Source organism: Sorangium sp. So ce367, from assembly GCF_051520455.1.
Taxonomy (GTDB): domain Bacteria; phylum Myxococcota_A; class Polyangia; order Polyangiales; family Polyangiaceae; genus Sorangium; species Sorangium cellulosum_B.
The window spans coordinates 5,101,009-5,120,754 of record NZ_CP150334.1 but is presented as its reverse complement, the minus strand read 5'-3'; the positions used below and the strand labels follow the sequence as shown (position 1 = coordinate 5,120,754).

General features: G+C 71.7%; 16 protein-coding genes. 6 read left to right on the top strand and 10 right to left on the bottom strand.

The annotated features are described in order from the left end of the window. Positions 1 to 91: 91 nt before the first annotated feature. Positions 92 to 841: a type I methionyl aminopeptidase gene (gene map, locus WME97_RS19505; protein ID WP_437553801.1), complete on the top strand. Its 750-nt coding sequence runs from the start codon at positions 92 to 94 to the stop codon at positions 839 to 841. A 95-nt stretch (positions 842 to 936) separates the two neighbouring features. On the opposite strand, the gene WME97_RS19500 is transcribed toward map, so the two are convergent. Further along, positions 937 to 1,428 carry a hotdog fold domain-containing protein gene (locus tag WME97_RS19500; RefSeq protein WP_437553799.1) on the bottom strand — a complete coding sequence of 164 codons (492 nt, stop codon included), beginning with the start codon at positions 1,426 to 1,428 and terminating at the stop codon, positions 937 to 939. Between the two features lie 77 nt (positions 1,429 to 1,505). Beyond that, entirely contained in the window at positions 1,506 to 3,155 is a 1,650-nt protein-coding gene (locus tag WME97_RS19495) for a protein kinase domain-containing protein (RefSeq protein ID WP_437553797.1), read from the bottom strand. A 175-nt stretch (positions 3,156 to 3,330) separates the two neighbouring features. Between WME97_RS19495 and WME97_RS19490 the strand changes: the two genes are divergently transcribed. Beyond that, positions 3,331 to 4,587, top strand: a complete 1,257-nt coding sequence (locus WME97_RS19490; RefSeq protein WP_437553795.1) for a dicarboxylate/amino acid:cation symporter — start codon at positions 3,331 to 3,333, stop codon at positions 4,585 to 4,587. 115 nt (positions 4,588 to 4,702) lie between these two features. Here WME97_RS19490 and WME97_RS19485 read toward each other — a convergent pair whose 3' ends face one another. The 5 genes from WME97_RS19485 to WME97_RS19465 all read right to left on the bottom strand — a co-directional run bounded on the left by WME97_RS19485 (position 4,703) and on the right by WME97_RS19465 (position 9,208). Beyond that, entirely contained in the window at positions 4,703 to 5,059 is a 357-nt protein-coding gene (locus WME97_RS19485; RefSeq protein ID WP_437553794.1) for a hypothetical protein, read from the bottom strand. Between the two features lie 343 nt (positions 5,060 to 5,402). After that, entirely contained in the window at positions 5,403 to 5,720 is a 318-nt protein-coding gene (locus tag WME97_RS19480) for a hypothetical protein (protein WP_437553792.1), read from the bottom strand. 99 nt (positions 5,721 to 5,819) lie between these two features. After that, positions 5,820 to 6,221 carry an SPW repeat domain-containing protein gene (locus WME97_RS19475; RefSeq protein ID WP_012236164.1) on the bottom strand — a complete coding sequence of 134 codons (402 nt, stop codon included), beginning with the start codon at positions 6,219 to 6,221 and terminating at the stop codon, positions 5,820 to 5,822. A 270-nt stretch (positions 6,222 to 6,491) separates the two neighbouring features. Next, positions 6,492 to 7,514: a M23 family metallopeptidase gene (locus WME97_RS19470; protein ID WP_437553790.1), complete on the bottom strand. Its 1,023-nt coding sequence runs from the start codon at positions 7,512 to 7,514 to the stop codon at positions 6,492 to 6,494. A gap of 257 nt (positions 7,515 to 7,771) precedes the next feature. Next, positions 7,772 to 9,208 (bottom strand): DEAD/DEAH box helicase, encoded by a 1,437-nt coding sequence (locus WME97_RS19465; protein WP_437553788.1) that lies wholly within the window; start codon positions 9,206 to 9,208, stop codon positions 7,772 to 7,774. 549 nt (positions 9,209 to 9,757) lie between these two features. On the opposite strand from WME97_RS19465, the gene WME97_RS19460 reads away from it, so the two are divergent. Continuing rightward, complete coding sequence (locus WME97_RS19460) at positions 9,758 to 10,891, top strand: hypothetical protein (RefSeq protein ID WP_437553786.1); 1,134 nt, start codon at positions 9,758 to 9,760, stop codon at positions 10,889 to 10,891. A gap of 482 nt (positions 10,892 to 11,373) precedes the next feature. Next, positions 11,374 to 14,643 (top strand): UvrD-helicase domain-containing protein, encoded by a 3,270-nt coding sequence (locus tag WME97_RS19455; RefSeq protein ID WP_437553784.1) that lies wholly within the window; start codon positions 11,374 to 11,376, stop codon positions 14,641 to 14,643. Here WME97_RS19455 and WME97_RS19450 read toward each other — a convergent pair. Beyond that, positions 14,640 to 16,259, bottom strand: a complete 1,620-nt coding sequence (locus WME97_RS19450; protein ID WP_437553782.1) for an SEL1-like repeat protein — start codon at positions 16,257 to 16,259, stop codon at positions 14,640 to 14,642. The two genes, WME97_RS19455 and WME97_RS19450, sit on opposite strands and share 4 nt — an antisense overlap. Before the next feature lie 478 nt (positions 16,260 to 16,737). Between WME97_RS19450 and WME97_RS19445 the strand changes: the two genes are divergently transcribed. Next, positions 16,738 to 17,031 (top strand): magnesium transporter MgtE N-terminal domain-containing protein, encoded by a 294-nt coding sequence (locus tag WME97_RS19445; RefSeq protein ID WP_437553780.1) that lies wholly within the window; start codon positions 16,738 to 16,740, stop codon positions 17,029 to 17,031. Positions 17,032 to 17,055: 24 nt separating this feature from the next. Next, positions 17,056 to 17,346, top strand: a complete 291-nt coding sequence (locus WME97_RS19440; protein ID WP_437553778.1) for a SelT/SelW/SelH family protein — start codon at positions 17,056 to 17,058, stop codon at positions 17,344 to 17,346. Between the two features lie 64 nt (positions 17,347 to 17,410). Here the strand turns inward: WME97_RS19440 and WME97_RS19435 are convergent, their stop codons facing one another. Beyond that, positions 17,411 to 18,403 (bottom strand): serine O-acetyltransferase, encoded by a 993-nt coding sequence (locus tag WME97_RS19435; protein WP_437553776.1) that lies wholly within the window; start codon positions 18,401 to 18,403, stop codon positions 17,411 to 17,413. 7 nt (positions 18,404 to 18,410) lie between these two features. Beyond that, positions 18,411 to 19,403: a cysteine synthase A gene (cysK, locus tag WME97_RS19430; RefSeq protein ID WP_437553774.1), complete on the bottom strand. Its 993-nt coding sequence runs from the start codon at positions 19,401 to 19,403 to the stop codon at positions 18,411 to 18,413. Positions 19,404 to 19,746 lie beyond the last annotated feature (343 nt).

The window sequence follows — 19,746 nt, the reverse complement described above, 5'->3', positions numbered from 1 at the left end:
AGCCCGAACCCCGCGCGCGGGGAGCCGCGCGCGAGGGCCCGAGATCAAAACGGTATTGGATGGCCGCTCGCTGCCCGCGCATACGCCTCGCATGAACGTGGACATCCTCAGGCCTCACGCGTGGGAGGCGATGCGGCGCGCAGGGCGCGCGGCGGCGGCGACGCTCTCGGCCGTCGGGGCGCGGCTCCAGCCCTTCGTGACGACGGCGGACATCGATCAGTGGGTGCGCGAGGACACGGCGCGGCGCGGCGGCCGCCCGAGTCAGCTCGGCTACAAGGGCTTCCCTGCGGCGGTGTGCACGAGCCGGAACCACGTCGTGTGCCACGGCATCCCGCGGCGCGACGAGGTGCTCCTGCCGGGCGACATCGTGAACGTCGACGTGACCACGGAGCTCGACGGCTACCACGGCGACACCTCCGCGACGTTCTTCATCGGGGAGCCGAGCCCCGAGGCGCTGCATGTGGTGGACGTCGCCAGGCGCTGCCGGGACGCCGGCATCGCGGTCGTGCGCGACGGGGCGCGGCTCGGCGACATCGGCGCGGCGATCGAGGAGATCGCGCGCGCGGAGGGGTGCGGCGTGGTCCGCGAGGTCGGCGGGCACGGCATCGGACGGAGGATGCACCTGCCGCCGCACGTCGCGCACACGGGGGTGCGCGGGTCGGGCATGCGGCTCCGCGCCGGGATGGCCATCACGATCGAGCCGATGGTCAACCTGGGCTCGCACCGCATCCGCACGCTCGACGACGGGTGGACCATGGTCACGGAGGACGGCAGCCTCTCGGCGCAGTTCGAGCACACCGTGCTCGTCACGCGGGGCGGCTGCGAGATCCTGACGCTCTGAGGGCCGCGCAACGCGCAGCGGCCTGCGCCCGCGCGCTCGCAGGCCGGGTCCTGGAGGTGGCCTACGCGGGCCCGCGCCGCGCGAATGCGGCGGCGTCACACCCCCTTGGTCACCCAGGCCCAGACGAACTCGCACTCCATCGGCGATGCGCCGCTCTCGTCCGTTACCGTGACGGCGACCGCCACGTCCCCTTTCGGCTGGTCCAGGAAGGACTGGCGCTGCTCGGGCGTGAGGGTCGCGACCGCGCGGAGGCCGCCTTGGGCGCGGCGTTTGTAGTCGATCTTCATGCTGCGCAGGAGCGGCAGCTTGTCGTCCGGCAGGTTGACTGCGACGACGAAGCCGGTCGCCGTCTCGGCCAGGAGCCCCGCCGCGGCGGCGTGCACCCCGCCGATGTGGTTCCGCACCCTGGGACCGTTGGCGAGCCGCAGTGCCACCCGATCCGAGCTCACCTCGTCGAACTGGATCCCGGCGGTCCCGGTGAACGGCACGAGGCGCCGGAACAGCACGGTCTGCGCGCGCGTGCGCAGGAAGGACGGGAGCGCCTGGACCGGCGCGAGCGAGCGGGCGATGAAGTTCAGCTGGGACATGGAGCCTCCGAAGGACCGCGAGCTTAGCGCATGCCGGCCCGGCGCCTTGTCAGGCCGTGGGCGGCGCGGCTCCCACGTCAGCGCCGCCGCCGCTGGGGCTCGTTCACCGCGACCGAGGCCTCTTCTTCCGCCCGCTCCGCCCGTTCCGCCGTGGAGCGCGCGGTGTCCGTCTCGACGCGCAGCTTGCCCCGACGGTCCCCCTCCTCCGCCGCGCCGATGCGCTGGCGCGGGGCCGCCGCAAGGCGCCAGTCCTTGCCGATCGCCCTCGCCATGGCCACCTCGTGCCTGCGGCGATGGTGCTCGTGCCACCACTGCATGCGCTCGGCCTCCTCGGCCCAGTCGTCCTCGTGCGCGGTGAACGCGACAAGCCCGTGGATGGCGACCCCGATGGCCCAGCCCAGCGGGATGATCGCCGCCCAGAGCACGACGCCGAGCAGAAAGGCGAGCGTGAGGAGCGCCGCGTTGACGATGAGGTAGACGCCGAGGTGCCGGTAGAAATCGCGGCGCTTGCGCCGGAGCCACGCGGCGCGCTCGGCGGCGGTCGCCGCGCTCGACCTCCGCTCCACGCCGTCGCGCTCGCGCGCGCGAAGCGCGCGGCTCGCCTCGCGCAGCGCCTCGGGGCCCACGCCCACCTCCTCCGCCGCGGCGAGCAGGTCGTCGAAGCCGAGGCGCGCGTCGCCCCGCTGGGCGCGCGCCTCGCCTCCGTCGGCGGATGCCTGGCGCTCGATCGCCTGCGCGAGGACGTCGCGGACCTCCTCGGTCGAGAACCGCTGCGCCGCGGTCTCGCCGCCGCGAGGCGCCTCGCTGCCCTTCACGCCGGGCGCCTGCGCGGGCGGCGCGGACGTCGCGGCTGCAGGCGCGGCGGGCGCCTCGCCTCTCCCGGCCGCCTCTAGCGCGCGCAGGAGCTCGTCCATGGACGCGAACCGATCGTCGGGGCGCTTCGACAGCGCGCGCAGCACGACCGCGCTCACCGCCGGCGGAACGGCGGCGGCGTCGAGCAGGGCGCGGTCGGCCTCGTCGGTGAGGATCGACGCGACGACGGCGAGCATGTCGCCGGCGCCGCGCCAGGGCAGCCTGCCGGTGAGGAGCTCGAAGGCGAGCACGCCCCACGCGAACTGGTCCGCGCGCCCGTCGAGCTCGGCGCCGCGGATCTGCTCCGGGGCCATGTAGACCGGCGTCCCGAGCTTGACGCCGAGCGCGGTCAGCGTCGGCAGCGCAGGGGCCTCGGTGGACGCGTTCGGATCGGCGTCGCCGGCGGCGCGGCGCGCGATGCCGAAGTCGAGCACCTTGATCACCCCGTCGTCCCGGACCATCACGTTCTCCGGCTTGATGTCCCGGTGGACGAGCCCCCGCCGGTGCGCCGCCGCGAGCGCGCGGGCGACGTCGGAGAGCCAGGCGACCCGCGTCGAGGCCGGCGCGTCGGCGCCGCTGATGGCGCTGCGCAGGGTGCGTCCCGGGACGAGCTCCATCACGATGAACGGCGTCCCCTCGAGCTCGCCGACGTCGAAGATCGAGACGGCGTTCGGGTGGTCGAGCGCTGCGGCGGCGCGCGCCTCGCGGAGCAGGCGCGCGCCGGCGTCCTCGTCCACGGCGCCGCCCGCGATCACCTTGACCGCGACGCGCCGCCCGAGCCGCGCGTCGTGCGCCCGGTAGACGCAGCCCATCCCCCCCTGCCCGATGGCGGCCTCGATCGTGTACCGCTCGAACGAATCGCCCGGCTTCAGCATTGCCGGCCGGGAGCCTAATGGATCCGCGTGGGCTTGGACAGGCGGCCCTTGGCCCGCGAACGGCGCACGCGGAGGTCAATCCGTGGCCGCAGGACGCCCCGTTGGCCGTGGAGGGCCCGAGGGCGTGGCATCAACTCCGCGGATCGCGGCGCCGCGGCTTGTGTAAGGTGGCGCCATGTCATCGCATCGAACGATGCTGCTCGGCGTCGCGGTCGGGGCAGCGGGCGGTCTCACGGCGAACGCTGTCGCGGCAGGGCACCCGGCGCTCACCTGGATCGTCGATCACATCACCTACCCGGTGGGCCAGATCTTCCTGCGCCTGCTGTTCATGCTCGTGCTCCCGATCCTGTTCTCGGCGCTCGTGATGGGCGTCTGCGAGCTCGATCTGAAGCACGTCGGTCGGCTCGGCCTGCGAACGCTGGGCTACACGGCCGTCGTCTCGAGCATCGCGGTGTTGATCGGCCTCGTCCTGGTGAACCTGATCCGCCCGGGCGACGGCCTGCCCGAGGCGGTCCGGAGCCTCGCGCGCGGCGGGGGGATCAAGGCGGCGACCGCGCCGGCCGACACCTCGCCGGTGGGGATGATCATCGGGATGGTGCCGGACAACATCTTCAAGGCGGCGGCCGGGGGCGACGTGCTCGCGGTGATCACGTTCTCGCTGCTCTTCGGCATCGCCCTGTCGCTCACCCAGACCGACGCGGCGACGCGGCTCCGCGAGTGCATCCAGGGGCTGTTCGACGTCTCGATGCGGCTCATCGAGGGGGTGCTCCGGTTCGCGGCGATCGGCGTGGGCGCGCTGCTCTTCACGATCACGTCCCGCATGGGCATCGGCATCATGCAGCAGCTGGCGGCGTACGTGCTCACGGTGCTGCTCGGCCTCGGCCTGCACATGTTCGTTGTCTATTCGCTCTCGGTCCGCTTCCTTGGCGGGATGTCGCCGGTCACGTTCTTTCGCGGGAGCCGGACGGCGATCGTGACGGCGTTCTCGACCGCCTCGTCGAACGCGACGCTGCCGACCGCGCTGAAGGTGGCCGAGGAGGAGCTGAAGCTGCCGCCGTCCGTGGCGCGCTTCGTGCTGACCGCCGGCGCCGCGATGAACCAGAACGGGACGGCGCTGTTCGAGGGGGTGACCGTGCTTTTCCTGGCCCAGGTCTACGGCGTCTCGCTGAGCTTCGGGCAGCAGGCGACCGTGATGCTCATCTCGGTGCTCGGGGGGATCGGCACGGCGGGCATCCCGGCCGGCTCGCTGCCCGTCATCGCGATGATCCTCGGGATGCTCGGCATCCCGCCCGAGGGGCTCGGCCTGGTCCTCGGGGTGGATCGGTTCCTCGACATGTGCCGGACGGTGATCAACGTGGTGGGGGACCTGGCAGCGGCGGTGTTCGTATCGCGGGATCAGCACCCGAAGCCGCAGGAAGCAGCCGGCGCGTGACTGGACGGGGCGAGCGCCCTTGCACGACGCCTCGCAGCGGAGGCGTCGCGCTGCGCAGGTCCGGAGCGCCCGCTCCCGACCATCGGGGCTGAGCCGCTCGCCGGCGTTCCTCGGTTCAGGCCGCCATCTTCATGCCGGGCATCATCATGCCCATCATGTTCGGCATCATCATCGCGGGCATCATCATGCCCATCATGTTCGGCATCGTGCCGCCCATCATCGGCATCATGCCCATCATGTTCGGCATCATGCCGCCCATCATGTTCGGCATCATGCCCATCATGTTTGGCATCATGCCGCCCATCATGTTCGGCATCATGCCCATCATGTTTGGCATCATGCCGCCCATCATGTTCGGCATCATGCCGCCCATCATGTTCGGCATCATGCCGCTCATCATCGGCGTCATGCCCATCATCGGCATCATGCCCATCATGTTCGGCATCATCGGCATCATCGGCATGTTCATCATGGCTCTCCCCTGCGTCAGTCGTTGCGGGAAGTGGAGTAACTCCCTGACCGGATCGGAGCAATGTTGAAGACTTGGAGCGCCGTGTTTTCCTCCACGGGAGCGGACAGGGCTTCGGACGGAGCGGATGGACGGCCGAACCAAACAGAGGAACATCCACGATAACGGCAGCCATCGCTGCCGTGCTGGTCGAAACAGGGCCCCCTGAGGCGGGCGCGCTCAGGATGGGAGTCTCGGAGAAGATGCGCCGGAAGGCCGTTTCGTCGCCGTCGAGGTGCGCGCGGGACCGTGGAACCGGGCGCAACCGTGGCGCGCAGGGACACCGGGCGGACGGTACCGCCCTCGGTCACTCCAGGGTGAACGTCGCTCCGGTCACCGGATCGCACACCAAGATCGGCACGTCCTCGCCGGCGCCCTTCAAGCGCGCCCGCGCCTCCTCGATCGCCTCGTCCACGGCTGCCTCCGCCGCCTCCTGCGCGGCCTCCCCTGCCCCCTCGCCGCTCGCGCCGAGCTGGGCCGCCCGCTGGTCCTCCTCGGCCCGCTGCGCCCGCTCGCGGTTCGCCTCGGTATCGAGGGCGTCGCTCGTCTCACCGACGGGCACCACCTTCACGAGGAAGTCACCCACCCGCAGGCTCATCGGATCCGGCTTCTTCGGGTCGCTCACGGCGTCTGTCCTCCCGCCACGCATGAGCTTGCCGCAAATCCGCGCGATCCACCACCCCCTCGACCGCCGGGTTGGTCGCGAGGCGCACGCGCACGACCCTCACGAGAACGACCGGTGCTCCGGCCGGTAACGCGCGCTGGCCGTCGTCGTGGCATAGGAAGAACGGTAGTCCGTCGCGAGCCAGACCAGGCCGACGGCCACGCCCGACACGAGATAGAAGCTCCTCGCGGCGGGCTCCTCATCGAAGCCGAACAGCCACGGCGCCGCGACGAGGAGCACGGCGACCGTGGCCTCGATCGCTCCGTGGACAGGGAACGGGATGAGCTTCGCGGCGCCCAGCGGGAACGCGGTGAGCAGCGTCATCCCGAGATGCGCGGCGCCCAGGATGTAGCAGAGCGTCTCGGGGAGCCCGCCGAAGCCGAACAGCGACGGGGCCAGCAGGAACAGGGCCGCAACCGCATAGTCCACAAACCCATGAGCTCGAGGCGACAGCATCTTCATGACCGACTCCTTGCAAAATCGATATCCGGATTGAGTGCCTTCGTCGGTCCGGAAAATTGCAAGGGATATGCCGCCCAGCGGCTCGCGGGAGAGAGCTTGTCCTCCCGGCGACCTCGGCGGCCATTCGATCAATCATCGGCCGGGAAAGGAAGAACGGCGGGCGTACGCCTGGAGGCGCCGGGCGCTTCGAGGGCGGAACCCGAGCCACGTTTCCGCCCGGGGGAGCTCAGCCACGAACGCTCTTCGTGTGGCACATTGCCCCGCCGTGCGTCACTTCGCGGCGGAGATCAGGAGCTCTGGATCGACGCGTGTCTCGAAGAGATTCATGCGCCAGTCGAGGTGCGGTCCGTTCGTGCGGCCGGTCATCCCGACGGTCGCGATGACCTGCCCCTGCTTGACCTCGTCGTTCACCTTCACGGCGAAGCCGTGCAGATGGATGAACGTGGAGGTCAGTCCCTGCCCGTGATCGATGATCACGGTGTGACCGCTCAGCGGGAGGTCCTTCTCGACGAGCACGACCTTGCCGCAGGCAGGCGCGCGCACCGGCGTACCGACGGGCACCGCGATGTCCACGCCCCAGTGGATCCCGCCGTCCGTGCCGTTGAGCAGGCGCGGCTGGCCGTACCGCGAGGTGATGGGGCCCTTGGACGGCCAGATGAAGCCGTTCTTGTAGCAGTTCCTCTTCGTGTACTTGCTCCGGAGCGCGTCGAGCTTCTTCTCGGCCTGCGTGAGCTTCACGCGCGTCGCCATGTCGAGCTTGACCATGTTCTCCGGCAGGTGGTCGACCTTGTCGACCTCGAACTTGCGAGGCTCCACGTCGAAGATCTTCTCGAGCACCTGCCCGTCGTCGAACGTGATGGTCAGCTTCTCCTGCGCTGGCGCGTTGCGTGAGAAGGCGATTAGGAACTCCCCTTCGTCGCTGACGGTCACGCGATGGCCGGGGAACGCCATGCGGCGCAGCTTGCCGTTCAGCTTGGCGCGCAGGAGCCCTCCCTGGACGGCGCGCCCTTCCACCGAGAGGCGGCTGTCGTCGGCCGCGGGCGGCCCGGCGTCGGCCGCCGCCGCGCTCGCCGCGGGCGCCGCGGCATCGGCGGTGTCGGCCGCCGCGGGAGCGGCGCTGGCGTCGGGCGCCTCGACCGGCGCGCTGCTCGCGGAGGCGACCGGCGCGGCGGAGGCGATCGGCGCCGGATCGGCGGAGGCCTGGGCGCCCGTGGTGGACGAGCTCGAAGAAGGAGCACCGCGATCGCAGGCAGCGATCGTGAGCAGACTTACAACGATGACGGGAACGCGCATGAGGGCGATCGTGCCAGAGTTTCCGTACATCGACGAGATAATGTCGAAGTGCGTCATTCAGGCATGGTCGGGTCGCAAGCGACCTGAGCGCCTTGCAGACGACCTGGGCGCCTTGCAGATGACCTGCGCGCCTCGGCGCGGCGCCCTCACCCTCGCTGGCGCGCGACGAGCGCCAACGAGCGCCGGGCTCGCGACGCCGCGCGCATCAGGCGATGCGCGGCGTGACGGATCGGGCGCGGCGGGCAGCGCGGTGAGGATCAGTTATCGACGCGAGGGGTGTCGTGCCGCGGCTGCGGCCGCGCCGGGGGCTGCGCCTGCGCGGAGGCCTGCGCCTGCGGGCGAGCTTGCCCCTGGGGGTGCGGGCGGCCCTGTCCCTGCGGCCGGCCCTGCGCCTGCGGGCGAGCTTGCCCCTGGGGGTGTGGACGGCCCTGTCCCTGCGGCCGGCCCTGTCCCTGCGGGCGAGCTTGCCCCTGGGGGTGTGGACGGCCCTGTCCCTGCGGCCGGCCCTGCGCCTGCGGGCGAGCTTGCCCCTGCGCCTGCGGTGCGGGCCTGGGATCGATCTGGAAGGCGGGAACCCCGGGGTCGGCGAGGAGGGGGAGGCGCTTCTGGATGAGGCGCTCGATGTCGGCAAGATAGGCGCGCTCCTCGCTGTCGCAGAACGAGAGCGCCACCCCGGACGCCCCGGCGCGCGCCGTGCGGCCGATGCGGTGCACGTAGCTCTCCGGGATGTTCGGGAGGTCGTAGTTGATCACGTGCGAGATGTCGTCGATGTCGATGCCGCGCGCCGCGATGTCGGTCGCGACGAGCACGCTCGTCGTCCCCTGCTTGAAGCTCGCGAGCGCCCGCTCGCGCGCGCCCTGGGACTTGTTCCCGTGGATGGCGACCGCCTCGATGCGCGCACGGCTGAGCTGCTGGACCACGCGGTTGGCGCCGTGCTTGGTGCGGGTGAACACGATCGCCCGGCGGAGCGCGGGATCCTTGAGCACGTGCTCCAGCATCGCGCGCTTGTCGGACCGCTCGACGAAGACCACCCGCTGGTCGATGTTCTCGGCCGTCGTGGCGATCCGCGCGACCTCGACGCGCACCGGGCTGCGCAGGATGCTGTTCGCGAGCTTCAGGATGTCCGGCGGCATCGTCGCAGAGAACAGGAGCGTCTGCCGGCGCTCGGGCAGCATCGCGAGCACGCGCCGGATGTCGTGGATGAACCCCATGTCCAGCATCCGATCGGCCTCGTCGAGGACGAGCGTGTCGAGCCGACCGAACGGGGCGATGCCCTGCGAGCAGAGATCGAGCAGCCGGCCCGGCGTCGCCACGAGCACGTCGACGCCGCGGCGCAGCGCCTCGATCTGGGGGCGCTGCCCCACCCCGCCGAAGACGACCGCGGTCCGCAGGCCGAGGTTCTTGCCGTACGTGGTGAAGCTCTCGGCGACCTGCGCCGCGAGCTCGCGCGTCGGGGTGAGCACGAGCACGCGGAGCCCGCCCTGCCTCGGCCCGCCGCTTTGCGCGAGGCGCTGCAGGATCGGCAGCGCGAACGCGGCGGTCTTGCCCGTGCCGGTCTGCGCGCAACCGAGGAGGTCGTTGCCCTCTAGGATGGGCGGGATGGCCTGCTGCTGGATGGGCGTCGGGGCGCTGTACCCCTCGGCGTCGATGGCGCGGAGAAGCGGTTCGATGAGCTTGAGATCGGCAAATTGCATGGACATCGGGCTGGAATCGGGCTGGAGCACAGCCCCTCCTGAGCAAGGGCGGAAAGTACGCCGCGGCACCGCGCCCTCCTTGCGAAGAGGGTTCGATCACGGAGAGCTGCCGCCTCGCGCCCCCTTGAGCGGGGGCTGCGAGGACCAATGACAGCGACCGAGCACCGCGACCCGTGCCAGGTCAGTCCGAGGCGGCGACTCTAGTACGGCGTGGTGAGGAAGTCGAGCCGCTCCGCTCGCGGTGCGCGGAGCGCCCTCCGCGCGCGCGGCGCACCATGCTAGACCGTCGCCCGAGCGGAGGGCCCGCTTCTCGTGCGCTCGCGCTCGCAGGTCGCCCCGCGTCGCCCGCGACCTCCAGCGTCTTCCCGCCCCTTCGAAGCAGAGCAGCACGCCATGGCCGAAACCGCCGAAGCCTCGAAAACGCCGGCTCAGGTCGGGCACTCCGCTCCGGAGCGCCCCGCACGTCGGTTGCCCCGATCCCGGCTTCGGCGCTGGGTTCTCGGTGCCGTCGCCGTCCCGATGCTCTCCGGGGCCGGGTTATGGATCGCGGTGCACCGCATCCCATGGATGGGCCCGCTCGTCGCGAACGGGCTGCGTTCGGTGATCGGGGCCGAGAACGTGACGGCGCTCGAGGAGACCGCCTACGCCCTGGAGGATCGCGTCCACCAGCTCTGGCGCAAGGACGAGCCGCCGAAGACGTACTGGGAGGTGCCCGAGCCGCCGGGCCCCGCCGCGACCGCCTCGCCATCGGCGGCCGCAACGCCGAGCCCGGCCGCGGGGGGCGCCGGCGCGGCGGCGTTCCGGCCGACGGACGTCGGCCCCTCGCACGCGGCCTGGTCGGCTCCCGGCGACGGGCGGTGGGTGCCCATCGCGGATCGCGCCCATCCGAGCGACGCGCCGCGCCTCCACAAGACGCTGCTCCACCCGGATCCGAACCGCTCCTGGGCGGAGCTGTTCATCGTGGCGGTGGATCTCGCGCGGGTCGATGTGCACCTCATGGCCGGCTCCCGGGAGCCGGCGGCGACGACCGAGGAGGGCAAGCCCTACGAGCGGCCCGCGAAGATCCCGGAGGCGGACCACGGGCGGCTGCTCGCGGCGTTCAACGGCGGCTTCATGACCGAGCACGGCCAGTGGGGGATGCGGGTCGACGGCGTGACGCTTGTGCGCCCCCGGGACCAGGGCTGCACGCTCGCGCGGCGCGGCGACGGGCGGCTGCAGATCGCGCCATGGACCAGGCTTTCGGCGGGAGAGAGCGACATGCCGTGGTGGCGGCAGACGCCGAGCTGCATGGTCGACGAGGGCGAGCTGCACCCGCTGCTCCGCGCGCCGCAGGTCCGCAACTGGGGCGCCACGCTGGACGGCAACACGGTGATCCGCCGCTCCGCGGTGGGGCTCGACCGCGACGGCAAGGTCCTCTACGTCGGGATCAGCAATCACACGACGGCGCCCGCCATCGCGCTCGGGATGCAGCACGCCGGCGCCTCGGCGGTGGCGCAGCTCGACGTGAACTGGTCGTACCCGAAGTTCCTCCTCTACGAGCCGGGTGAGGGCGGCGCCCTCGCGCCGGTCGCGCTGGCGAGCGGCTTCGAGTTCTCGGAAGACGAGTACATCCGCAAGCGCTCCCTGCGCGATTTCTTCTACCTGACGCGCAAGACCCCGGCGCCCTCGACCGCGACCCCGTGATGCCTCGCGGCGGCCGGCGGTCCCCTCCGGACCGGGGCTCGCTCCCGCGCGTGTAGGCTCGGGGCGCGCCGCCGTCGAAGGCTCGCGGACGCCTGCCAGCCCGAACGCTGCGCCCGGCGCGGCAGCTGCCGGCGCCGGGCGGGGTGCGCGCCGGCCGGTCCTCGCCTCGCCGTGCGCGCGGCCTCGTGCGACGCGGTCGGCCCTCACGCCATGAACGTGTCGTCCGGGTGAGCCCGTCGAACCGCATTGCATCGAGCGAGCGCCTTTTGCCACGCGGGCGAGCCCGTCGAGCCCGTCGAGCCCGTCGAACCGCATTGCATCGCGCGAGCACCTTTTGCCACAGGACAACGACTCTCACGCATCGCGACGCATTGCGGTCAGCCCACCTCAATTTCCAGCCATATTTCATCAAGGCTGCTGGTATCCGCGATTGACAGCGCGAGGGAGCTCGATAGGTAAACGGCACCTCACGGCGGAACACCATGCGTTTTTATGCAGACCTCCATGTGCACTCGAAGTACTCCCGCGCGACGAGCAGCGATTGCGATCTCGCGCATCTGAGCTACTGGGCTCAGCGCAAGGGCATCGCGGTGCTGGGCACGGGGGACTTCACCCATCCAGCGTGGATGGCCGAGCTCCGCGAGCACCTCGTGCCCGCCGAGCCCGGGCTCTTCCGCCTGCGGGACGATCTCGGCCGCGCGGTCTCGGATCGGCTCCCCGGGGCCTGCCGCGGAGAGACGCGCTTCGTCCTCTCGGTGGAGATCTCGACGATCTACAAGAAGGGAGATCGGACGCGGAAGATCCATCACCTCCTCTACGCGCCCAGCTTCGACGCGGCGGAGCGCATCGTCCGCGCGCTCGCCAAGATCGGCAACCTGACCGCCGACGGGCGGCCCATCCTCGGGCTCGATTCGCGCCACCTTCTCGAGATCGTGCTGGAGGCCGGCGAGGGCTCCTACCTCGTGCCGGCGCACATCTGGACTCCCTGGTTCTCGGTGCTGGGCTCCAAGGCGGGCTTCGACGCGGTCGAGGAGTGTTATGGCGATCTCGCGCCCCACATCTTCGCGCTCGAGACCGGGCTCTCGTCCGATCCTGCGATGAACTGGCGGATCTCCGGGCTCGATCGGTACCGGCTCGTCTCGAGCTCGGACGCGCACTCGCCCGCGAAGCTCGGGCGCGAGGCCACGGCCTTCGACGCCCCGCTCGACTACTTCGCGATCCGGCGTGCCCTGGAGACCGGTGAGGGCTTCGGGGGCACGGTGGAGTTCTTCCCGGAAGAGGGCAAATACCACCTCGACGGCCACCGCAAGTGCAATGTCGTGCTCTCGCCCGCGGAGACGCGGGCGCTCGCCCTCGCCTGCCCCGTGTGCGGGCACCCGGTCACGGTGGGCGTGCTGCACCGGGTCGAGGAGCTCGCCGATCGCGACGAGGGCGTGCGCCCCGAGGGCGCGAGCGAGTTCCGCAACCTGGTGCCGCTGCCCGAGGTGCTGGCCGAGCTCCACGGCGTGGGCGCCGCCAGCAAGGTGGTGCAGCGGAGCTACGACGGGGTGCTGTCGCGCATCGGCCCCGAGCTGTTCCTCCTCGGCGACGCCCCGCTCGACGAGATCGAGCGCGCCGGCACGCCCCTGCTCGCCGAGGCGATCGCGCGGATGCGCGAAGGGCGCGTGATCCGCGACGCAGGCTACGACGGCGAGTACGGCGCGATCCGGGTCTTCCAGCCGGAGGAGCTCGCGCAGCGCCGCGGGGGCGGGCTCCTCTTCCAGCCGGAGGCCGCGGCGCCGCAGCCGCCTCCCTCGGGGGCGCGCGCTCCCGCGGCGTCGCGCCCCCCTCCGCGCCGCGGCCGGGCCGACGCGGCGCCTCGCCCGGCCCCGGCCGGCGAGGTGTCCCGCGGCGCGCCGCCTGCGCCGCCCGGCGCAGCGCCGCTCGACGCGCTCGACCCGGAGCAGCGGGCCGCTGCGGAGATCACGGACGGCGCGCTGCTCCTCCTCGCGGGGCCAGGCACAGGCAAGACCCGCACGCTCACGCACCGGATCGCGCACCTCGTCCTCGATCTCGGGGTGCCGCCGGAGCAGTGCCTCGCGATCACCTTCACCCGCCGCGCCGCCGACGAGCTGCGGGAGCGGCTCGGCGCGCTGCTCGGCGAGGCCGGCGGCCGCGTGCCCGCCATGACCTTCCACGCGCTGGGCCTCTCCCTGCTCCGCGAGCACGCCCAGGGCGCGGGGGCCGCGCCGCCCGCGATCGCCGGCGAGCGCGAGCGGACGGCGCTGCTCGCCGCGGCGCTCGGCGTCCCGGACCGGCGGGCGGCCCGGTTGCTCGCCGACATCGCCGCGCTGAAGCGGCGCTGCCCGCGCCACGCCGACGCGCACGGGTCGCCGCCCGCAGGCGGCGAGATCGACCGCCACGTCGACCGCGCGTGGAAGGTGTACGAGGACGAGCTCGCCGCGCGCGGGCTCCTCGACCTCGACGACCTGATCGGGCACGCCGTCCTGCTCCTGGAGCAGCAGAGCGGAGCGCTCGCCGCGGCGCGCGAGCGGGCCCTGTATCTCTCGATCGACGAGTACCAGGACATCGATGAGCGCCAGTACCGGCTGGTGCGCGCGCTCGTCGCTCCCGGCGGGAACGTCTGCGCCATCGGCGATCCCGATCAGGCGATCTACGGATTCCGCGGCGCGGACGTGGGCTTCTTCTTCCGTTTCCAGCAAGATTTCCCGGCGGCCCGCGTTGTGCGGTTGAAGCGGAACTACCGCTCGTCGCGCCCCATCGTCGAAGCGGCGCTCCAGGTGATCGCGCCCTCACCGACGCTCGGCGCGCGGGAGCTCCTGCCGAGCGCGGGCGGCGTGGAGCTCGTGGCTGTCCACGAGTCGCCGACGGAAGCCGCCGAAGCCGAGCGCGTGGTCCACACGATCGAGCGGATGCTCGGCGGGTCCACGTTCTTCTCGATGGATAGCGGGCGGGTGGGCGACCCTGCCGGGAGCGGCGACCATTCCTTCTCGGATTTCGCGGTCCTTTACCGGACCGAGGCGCAGTCCGAGCGGCTCCGGGAGGCGTTCGCCCGCTCGGGGATGCCGTTCCAGCGGCGGTCGGATCGCCTCCTCGCCGAGCGCGCGGGCTCGGAGGCGCTCGCGCGGGCGCTCGCCGGCACACCGCCGGGGCCGCTCACGGCGCGCCTCAAGGCGGCCGCGGCGCGCCTCCGCGAGGAGGTGGCGCAGCCCGGGCTCGCCGGCGCTCCGCCCGCGGCGGGGGCGGCCGAGGAGGGCGCGGCGAACGCGGCGTGTCTGCGCGAGGCCGACGTGGACGCGGCGCTGGAGCTGCACCTCGCGCTCGCGGAGCGCTGCGGCGGGGACGTCGATCGCTTCTTGATCGAGCTCGCGGTGTGCTCCGAGATCGACGCGTGGGATTCGCGGGCCGACCGCATCTCGCTGCTGACGCTGCACGCGGCCAAGGGGCTCGAGTTCCGGGTGGTCTTCCTCGTGGGGTGCGAGGACGGCCTGCTCCCGCTCCGGTTCCCCGGCAGGGACGAGACGGACGTCGCCGAGGAGCGCCGGCTCTTTTATGTGGGCATGACGCGGGCGCGAGAGCGGTTGTTCCTCACCCGGTCCATGCAGCGCGCGCGGCACGGCAAGGTGGTTGAGACCGAGGTGTCGCCGTTCGTACGCGAGGTGGAGGAGCGCCTGCTCCTTCGGGCCGGCCCGTCGCCCGAGGCGCAGAGGGGATCACGCGCCGGGGCCGATCGTCAGATGAAGCTCTTTTAGCGCGGCGCGCCGCCGAGCCGCTTCTGGGCTGCGCACGCCGCCTTGTCCTGCGTCCGCATGCACTGGTCAGCGTAGAAGGTCCGAGCCCGCTCCTTGTCCTTGCGCTCCAGGAGCGGGCCGAACGCGTCGCACGCCTTCTTCTCGCCCCACTGCGTGCAGGCCTTCTCGTAGAGCGAGTAGGCCCGCTCCGGATCGGCCGTCACGCCGTCGCCGCGCTGCCAGATCTCGGCGGCCCGCAGGCAGCCGCCCGTCCCACACACCTTCTCGTAGAGCGCCGCGGCGCGCGACATGTCCTTCGGAATGCCGTTCCCCTTCTCGTACATGCCGGCGAGGCTCAAGCACGCATCCGCCCCGAACCCCTTCTCCGGACAGCCCTTCTCGAAGAACGAATATGCCTTCGCGACGTCCTTCGGAACGCCGTCGCCCTGCGCGTAGACCGAGCCGGCGGCGTTGCAGGCGCGCATGTCCCCCAGGCTGCAACCGTGGCTGTACGCCGCGATCGCCTTCACCCCGTCCTTCGGCGCGCCCTGCCCCTTGCGCAGGATGTCGCCGAGATCGACGCAGTCCTCGGACTGGCCGCCCTGGCACGCGCGCTGGAGCACGCCGACGGCGACCCCCACGTCCTTCGCCGCGAGCTTCCCCTCGACCAGCATCTTGCCCAGCGCGCTGCAGCTCGGCCCGTGCCCGAGATCGCAGCCGCGCCGGAGGAACGCGACCGCGCGCGTCGGATCCTTCGGGAGGACCGCCTGCGGGCCTTCGCTGAGGTACCACTCGGCCACGCTGAAGCACGCCCAGCCGTCGCCCATCTCGCACGCCTTGTCGGCGAACTCTCGCACCTTGGCCCGCCCCGCGGCGTCCGGGGGGACCTTGGCGCTCTTCATGTCGCGCAGGAGCTGCTTCGCCCTCGCATAGCAGGCCTGCGTGACGCCGGCGCCGCACGCCTTCTCGAACAGCTCCGCTGCCCTCGCGTCATCGCGCGGAAAATCCTTGCCGCCCAGGTACTGAATCCCGAGGTGATAGCAGCTGCCGACATCACCCTTCCCGCACTCCGCCGCGCAGGAGCGGGCGTCGTTGGGCTCGCACAGGTGCGCGGGCGCGAGCGCAGGCGGGGAGCACTTCGCCCCGCTCGGCACCGTCCCGAGCGGGCACAGGCTCGACAGCTTCGGGAACTCGTCTTCCGCCTGCTTCACGGGAGCCTCGGCCGCCGCCGCCTTCTTCGTGAGCAGCGGGACGAGCTCCAGGCGCAGCGGCGCATGGCAGCGCTCCGTCGGCGCCTGCGCGTCGGGCTTCGCGGCCCGGCAGGCTTCGAGCTCCCCTTCCTTGCTCGTGGTGCCGCCCTGGCCCGCCGTCGCGGCCGCCCCGACCGCCCCGAAGACCTGATCCACCGTCCGCGCCGTGCCCCGGCTGCCTGGCGTCATCGCGAAGGCCCCGAGGAGCGCGGCGCGCACGAAGTGCGTCGCGCCCTCGCAGCTGCCCGAGAGATCCTGCGCGGAGGAGGAGGCCACCGTGGTCGCCATCTTCCCCGTCGGCACGAGCGCCACGTCGATCGCGGCCGAGCCGCCGCCCTCGATCGCGGTGCTCAGCGCCGGGGCCCCGAAGGGGACGTTCGCCTGCATCTCCGCAGGGTTTGTTAATTGTATTACTTTTTCTGCCCGGGTCACGCCAGCGAAGGAGTAGCTCCCTGGGAGCTTGCACTGCGTGAGGAGCTTCAGCGTCGTGCAGTCGTAGGAGACGACGGCGATGCCGTCTTTCATCGCGAGCCCGAGATCGGAGCGGCGTGTCGTGAGCCAGTCGACGATGAGCGGCTCGGCGTGGCCGATGGCCGGACACCCGCCGCTGGTCGTGCTGGCGGTGCTCTCCGGCGAGACAGTGGGCCGGGGAGGATGCACGACCACCTCGGGTTCCAGGCCCGGTCCACAGGCCATCGCTCCGAGCGAGAGCCCAACCACGCACAAATCGAACGCGCGCTTCATCGGGCCGACAGAACCATGAGCCATGGGGTCTGGTCAATACGGCGAGCGCGACCGCACGCGGCATACGACCGGCCGCGCGGACCCGGGCTATGCTCGGCGCGCCCCCGCGCCCGGAGCCGCCATGAGCACGCCCAGGTCCCAGGAGAAACTGCAAGAGAGCCTGAGCCTGGTGACTACCCTGCTCGAAAAGCAACGCGTCATCGAGACGCTGACCCACAAGCAGGAGAGCAAGAACAAAGAGCTCGTCGAGGCGCCGGTCCACCGGCAAAATCTCGCCCTGCTGCAGAGGAAGCTCAGGGATCTGCACCCGGCGGACCTCGCTCACATCATCGAGGTGCTCCCGCAGGCGGATCGCCTTGTGGTGTGGGCTGAGCTCGAGCCCTACCGCGCCGCACAGGTGCTGCTCCTCGTCTGAGGCTGCCCGCGCTACGATCCAGCCATGGATACCGCCCCCGCCCCGCAACGGCCGCTCGTCGCGATCCGGTATTGCCCCAAGTGCCGCTGGCTCACGCGCGCGGCCTGGCTCGCTCAGGAGCTGCTGATCACCTTCCCTGACGAGATCGACGTGCTCCTCTCGCCGGGCGAGAGCGGCATCTTCGACATCACGCTCGACGGCGCGCCGCTCTTCTCGCGCGCCGTCGAAGGGCGCTTCCCCGAGCCCAAGGAGCTCAAGCAGGCGATCCGCGACCGCGTCGCCCCGGAGCGCCCTCTCGGCCACTCCGATCGATGAGGCGCGCCTGGCGCTCTGCAGCGATTTCCGCCCGCCCCTGCGCCATGCAGAGCAGAGCGGCGGTCTAGATGTCGAAGTCGAGGATGCTGTCCGGATCGGAGCCGCCGACGGCGGGCGTGCCGTGGGGCGGCGACGCGACCCGCAGCCTCGGGGCCTCGAGCGCGACGCGCTGGCCGCCGGCGACGCTCTTCGTGAGGAACACCGAGCCGCCCACCACGCTCCCCTGCCCCAGCACCGTCTTGCCGCCGAGGACCGTGGCGTTCGCGTAGATGGTGACGCTGTCCTCCACGGTGGGGTGGCGCTTCAGGCCGCGCGCGCCCCGCGAGTGCTGCGGCAGGGACAGGGCGCCGAGCGTCACGCCCTGGTAGAGCTTGACGTGCTCGCCGATGTCGGTCGTCTCGCCGATCACGACGCCGGTGGCATGATCGATGAAGAGGCTGTCACCGATGTTGGCGCCTGGGTGGATGTCGGCGCCCGTCCTCGTGTGCGCCCACTCGCTCATGATCCGGGGCATGAGCGGCACGCCGAGGAGGTACAGCTCGTGCGCGACCCGGTGCACCGTCACGGCGAGGAGGCCTGGATAGGCCAGGATGATCTCGTCCATCGACGCCGCCGCGGGATCGCCGTCGTAGGCCGCCTGCACGTCGAGCAGGAGGCGCCGCCGGACCTCCGGCAGACGGGAGATGAACACCCGCGCCACGTCGCGCCCCCGCTGCCGGCACCTCGGGACGTCGAGGCGGTCCGCGTCGACGGTCTCGTCCTGGAAGCACAGACAGCGCTCGATCTGCCGCTCCAGCTTGTCCCGCAGCGTCGAGACCAGGGTGCCCACGTGGTAGAGCAGGTCCTCGTCCGACAGGTCCTGCCGCCCGTGGTAGCCCGGGTAGAAGATCTGGAGCAGGAGATCGATGATCTCGGTGATCTCCTGGCGCGACGGGGTGAAGCGCTTGTTGATGTGATGCCCGCGCGCATCCGCCCGGTAGCTCGCGATCAGCGCGTCGACGATGCCGTGCAGGTCGGCCGACGCCTCGGAGGGGGCAGCATCACACTTCTTGCTCACGTCGACCTCACGAGGCCTTCATGGCCTCGACCTCGGAGAACATTCCTTCGAAGAGGGGCCCCGAGAGGTACCGCTCGCCGGCGTCCGGGAGGATGACCACGATGGTCTTTCCTTCCCACTTCGGATCCTTCGCGAGCCGGCCCGCCGCGACCATGGCCGCGCCGCAGGACACGCCGCAGAGGATGCCCTCCTCGGACGCGAGGCGCCGCGACATGGCGATGGACTCGTCGTTCGAGACCGTCTCGACCTGGTCCACGAAGGAGAGGTCGAGGTTCTTCGGGACGAAGCCGGCGCCGATGCCCTGGATCTTGTGCGGGGACGGGGTGAGCGGCTGGCCGGCGAGCGTCTGCGAGATGACCGGCGAGTGGACCGGCTCCACCGCGACGGAGTGGAGGGCGCGGCCGCGGCCGCGCTCGAAGTAGCGGCTGACGCCGGTGATCGTGCCGCCGGTGCCCACGCCCGAGACGAGGACGTCGACGTTGCCAGCGGTGTCGTCCCAGATCTCGGGGCCTGTGGTGGTCTCGTGGATCGCGGGGTTCGCCGGGTTCTCGAACTGCCGCATCAGCACGTACCGGCCGGGGTCGGAGGCGGCCAGCTCCTCGGCCTTGGCGATGGCGCCGTTCATCCCCTTGGGGCCCGGCGTCAGGAGCAGCTTGGCCCCGAGGGCGATGAGCACCTTGCGCCGCTCCATGCTCATCGTCTCGGGCATGCTGAGCACGCACTCGATCCCCCTCGAGGCGGCGGCGAAGGCCAGCGCGATGCCGGTGTTGCCGCTGGTCGCCTCGACGATCGCCTTGCCGGGGCCGAGCACGCCCCGCTGCTCGGCGTCCCAGACCATGGCCGCGCCGATGCGGCACTTGACCGAGTACGCCGGGTTGCGCCCCTCGATCTTCGCCAGCACCGTCGCGCGCGCGCCTTCGATCACGCGGCGGATGCGCACGAGCGGCGTGCGGCCGATGCTCTGGGTGTTGTCTTCGTAGACGCGGGGGAAGCTGGTCATGGGGGGCCCGTGCGGGTGAGTGGGGAGGAAAGAGGAGATCCAGAGGCGCCCCGCGCTGTCAAGGTCCACGTGCGCCGCGCCTCGGTCGCGCCGTATTTCCAGAGCGCAGCGGGGCGTCGTCCGTCGCCAACGTCGGGGCGACGCCTGTAGCGCCAGCTCGCCCGGCGGGCGCGCGCCGCGCTCAGCGCGTCCCCTCGTCGGTGAACCGTTGGACGTGCAACGGTCGACGCGCAGGGCCGGCGAGACACCCCGGCGCATGGAGGTCAGTCCGGCCATGAGCGGTCGTGCGGTGGATGGCGCGAAATCGATTACGCGCTCTGCGCGAAGCGCAGGAGCCATCCAG

Coding starts and splice junctions, on each gene's coding strand:
- map (WP_437553801.1), top strand. CDS start 92: ATGAACGTGGACATCCTCAGGCCTCACGCGTGGGAGGCGATGCGGCGC.
- WME97_RS19500 (WP_437553799.1), bottom strand. CDS start 1,428: ATGTCCCAGCTGAACTTCATCGCCCGCTCGCTCGCGCCGGTCCAGGCG.
- WME97_RS19495 (WP_437553797.1), bottom strand. CDS start 3,155: ATGCTGAAGCCGGGCGATTCGTTCGAGCGGTACACGATCGAGGCCGCC.
- WME97_RS19490 (WP_437553795.1), top strand. CDS start 3,331: ATGTCATCGCATCGAACGATGCTGCTCGGCGTCGCGGTCGGGGCAGCG.
- WME97_RS19485 (WP_437553794.1), bottom strand. CDS start 5,059: ATGATGAACATGCCGATGATGCCGATGATGCCGAACATGATGGGCATG.
- WME97_RS19475 (WP_012236164.1), bottom strand. CDS start 6,221: ATGAAGATGCTGTCGCCTCGAGCTCATGGGTTTGTGGACTATGCGGTT.
- WME97_RS19470 (WP_437553790.1), bottom strand. CDS start 7,514: ATGCGCGTTCCCGTCATCGTTGTAAGTCTGCTCACGATCGCTGCCTGC.
- WME97_RS19465 (WP_437553788.1), bottom strand. CDS start 9,208: ATGCAATTTGCCGATCTCAAGCTCATCGAACCGCTTCTCCGCGCCATC.
- WME97_RS19455 (WP_437553784.1), top strand. CDS start 11,374: ATGCGTTTTTATGCAGACCTCCATGTGCACTCGAAGTACTCCCGCGCG.
- WME97_RS19450 (WP_437553782.1), bottom strand. CDS start 16,259: ATGCAGGCGAACGTCCCCTTCGGGGCCCCGGCGCTGAGCACCGCGATC.
- WME97_RS19445 (WP_437553780.1), top strand. CDS start 16,738: ATGAGCACGCCCAGGTCCCAGGAGAAACTGCAAGAGAGCCTGAGCCTG.
- WME97_RS19440 (WP_437553778.1), top strand. CDS start 17,056: ATGGATACCGCCCCCGCCCCGCAACGGCCGCTCGTCGCGATCCGGTAT.
- cysK (WP_437553774.1), bottom strand. CDS start 19,403: ATGACCAGCTTCCCCCGCGTCTACGAAGACAACACCCAGAGCATCGGC.